The following is a 3,398-nucleotide window of genomic DNA, read 5'->3' on the forward strand; positions in this document are numbered from 1 at the left end:
CCGTGGTGGGAAGGAGGTGCGTCGGTTGGACCGGGTGGTGATCCGGTTCGCGGGTGACTCGGGTGACGGTATGCAGCTGACCGGGGACCGGTTCACCTCGGAGACCGCGACGTTCGGCAACGATCTCTCGACCCTCCCGAACTTTCCCGCCGAGATCCGTGCCCCCGCCGGGACCCTGCCCGGGGTGTCCTCGTTCCAGCTCCACTTCGCCGACCACGACATCCTCACCCCCGGCGACGCCCCCGACGTCCTCGTCGCGATGAACCCCGCCGCCCTGAAAGCCAACCTCGCCGACCTCCCCCACGGCGCCCAGATCATCATCAACACCGACGAGTTCACCAAACGCCCCCTCGCGAAAGTCGGCTACCGCACCAACCCCCTCGAGGACGGCACCCTCGACGCCTACCACCTCCACCCCGTCCCCCTCACCACCCTCACCCTCGAAGCCCTCAAAACCAGCGGCCTCCCCCGCAAAGAAGCCGAACGCAGCAAAAACATGTTCGCCCTCGGCCTCCTCTCCTGGATGTACCACCGCCCCACCCAGGACACCGAACACTTCCTCCGCACCAAATTCGCGAAAAAGCCGCACATCGCGGAAGCCAACATCACCGCACTCCGCGCCGGCTGGAACTTCGGCGAAACCACCGAAGACTTCGCCGTCTCCTACGAAATCCCCCCCGCCACCCACGCTTTCCCCCCCGGCACCTACCGCAACATCACCGGCAACCTCGCCCTCTCCTACGGCCTCATCGCCGCCGCCCACCAAGCCGGACTCCCCCTCTACCTCGGCTCCTACCCCATCACCCCCGCCTCCGACATCCTCCACGAACTCGCCCGCCACAAAAACTTCAACATCACCACCTTCCAGGCCGAAGACGAAATCGCCGGCATCGGAGCCGCCCTCGGAGCCGCCTTCGGCGGAGCCCTCGCCGTCACCACCACCTCCGGCCCCGGCATCGCCCTCAAATCCGAGACCATCGGCCTCGCCGTCTCCCTCGAACTCCCCCTCCTCATCATCAACATCCAACGCGGCGGCCCCTCCACCGGCCTCCCCACCAAAACCGAACAAGCCGACCTCCTCCAGGCCATGTACGGACGCAACGGAGAATCCCCCGTCCCCGTCATCGCCCCCCAGACCCCCACCGACTGCTTCGACGCCGCCCTCGAAGCCGCCCGCATCGCCCTCACCTACCGCACCCCCGTCTTCCTCCTCTCCGACGGCTACCTCGCCAACGGCTCCGAACCCTGGCGCATCCCCCCCACCCACACCCTCCCCGACCTCACCCCCGACTTCACCACCCTCCCCAACCACACCCTCCCCGACGGCACCCCCACCTTCTGGCCCTACAAACGCAACCCCGAAACCCTCGCCCGCCCCTGGGCCCTCCCCGGCACCCCCCACCTCCAGCACCGCATCGGCGGCATCGAAAAACAGGACGGCACCGGAAACATCTCCTACGACCCCGCCAACCACGAACACATGGTCCGCACCCGCCAAGCCAAAATCGACAACATCACCACCCCCACCCTCACCGCCGACGACCCCCACCACGCCGACACCCTCGTCCTCGGCTGGGGCTCCACCTACGGACCCATCACCGCAGCCGTCCGACAACTCCGCGCACAAGGCCACCCCATCGCCCAAGCCCACCTCCGCCACCTCAACCCCCTCCCCCACAACCTCCCCACCCTCCTCACCCAATACAAAAAAATCATCATCCCCGAAATGAACCTCGGACAACTCGCCACCCTCATCCGAGCCAAATACCTCACCCCCACCCAATCCCACACCCAAATCAACGGCATGCCCTTCACCTCCCACCACCTGGCCGAAACCCTCAAGGAAACCATCCATGCCTGAGGCCAACACCCCCACCGGAAACAAGGCCGGAAACACAGACAAAACAGAAACCACCAAAACCACCGGACCAGGAACAGGACCAGAAACAGGACCAGGACCAGAAACAGGGGCAGCCACCACCGGACCGGCCTCAGGAAAGGGCACGGCCACCACCGGCACAGGTGCGGGAACAGGAACGGGAACGGGGGCAGCCACCACCGGACCGGCTTCAGGGACGGGCACCGCCGGCACGAAGACCGGAACAGTCACCGCCGGCACGGAAAGCACAGCACCGGAAAGCACGGAAACGGGTGCGGCCACCGCCAGCACGGAAACAGAGGCGGGCACGGTCACCACCGACGCAGGCGCGGGAACGGGTGCGGCCACCACCGACGCAGGCGCAGGCGCAGGACCGGGCGCGGGAAGCGCGGGACCGGGTGCGGGCGCAGGCGCAGGAACGGGTGCGGGACCGGGCGCGGGAAGCGCGGGTGCGGGTGTGGTCACGGTTCCGGCCGGGGCCGGGTTCCTGCCCCTCGTGCCACGGACCACCACACCCCAGACCGCGAAAGACTTCAAAACCGACCAGGAAGTCCGCTGGTGCCCCGGCTGCGGCGACTACGCCGTCCTCGCCGCCGTACAGAGCTTCATGCCCGAACTCGGCATCCCCCGCGAGAACATCGTCTTCATCTCAGGAATCGGCTGCTCCTCACGATTCCCCTACTACATGAACACCTACGGCATGCACTCCATCCACGGACGCGCACCCGCCATCGCCACCGGCCTCGCCACCACCCGCCAGGACCTCTCCGTCTGGGTCGTCACCGGCGACGGAGACGCCCTCTCCATCGGCGGAAACCACCTCATCCACGCCCTCCGCCGCAACATCAACCTCAAAATCCTCCTCTTCAACAACCGCATCTACGGCCTCACCAAAGGCCAGTACTCCCCCACCTCAGAAACCGGCAAAATCACCAAATCCACCCCCATGGGCTCCCTCGACAACCCCTTCAACCCCATCTCCCTCGCCCTCGGAGCCGAAGCCACCTTCGTCGCCCGCACCATCGACTCCGACCGCCACCACCTCACCACCACCCTCCGCGCCGCAGCCCACCACCAAGGCACCGCACTCATCGAGATCTACCAGAACTGCAACATCTTCAACGACGGCGCCTTCGACACCCTCAAAAACCCCACCCGACACCCCGACACCCTCATCCGCCTCGAACACGGACAACCCATCCGCTACGGCACCGACCACACCCAAGGCATCACCCGCGACCCCACCACCGGCAACCTCCACCCCACCACCATCACCCCCCACAACCAACACCACCTCATCACCCACAACACCCACGACCCCAACCCCACCCAAGCCTTCGCCCTCTCCCGCCTCGCCAACCCCAACACCCTCCACCACACCCCCATCGGCATCTTCCGCAACACCCCACAACCCACCTACGACCACCTCACCAACCAACAAATCACCACCGCCACCACCACCCAAGGCCCCGGAAACCTCACCACCCTCCTCACCGGCACCAACACCTGGACCATCCCC

At 66.4% G+C, this 3,398-nt stretch carries 2 protein-coding genes; both read left to right on the plus strand.

Annotation, left to right across the window (positions count from 1 at the left end; genetic code table 11):
• Positions 1-1,861, plus strand: a 1,861-nt coding sequence (locus tag ACIA5F_RS30870) for a 2-oxoacid:acceptor oxidoreductase subunit alpha (RefSeq protein WP_399358772.1), incomplete at its 5' end; no start/stop codon positions are given.
• 475 nt (positions 1,862-2,336) lie between these two features.
• On the plus strand, positions 2,337-3,398 hold a 1,062-nt coding region (locus ACIA5F_RS30875), incomplete at its 3' end, for a 2-oxoacid:ferredoxin oxidoreductase subunit beta (RefSeq protein WP_399358774.1).

This window comes from Streptomyces sp. NPDC051567 (assembly GCF_044454165.1).
In the GTDB taxonomy this organism is placed as follows: domain Bacteria; phylum Actinomycetota; class Actinomycetes; order Streptomycetales; family Streptomycetaceae; genus Streptomyces.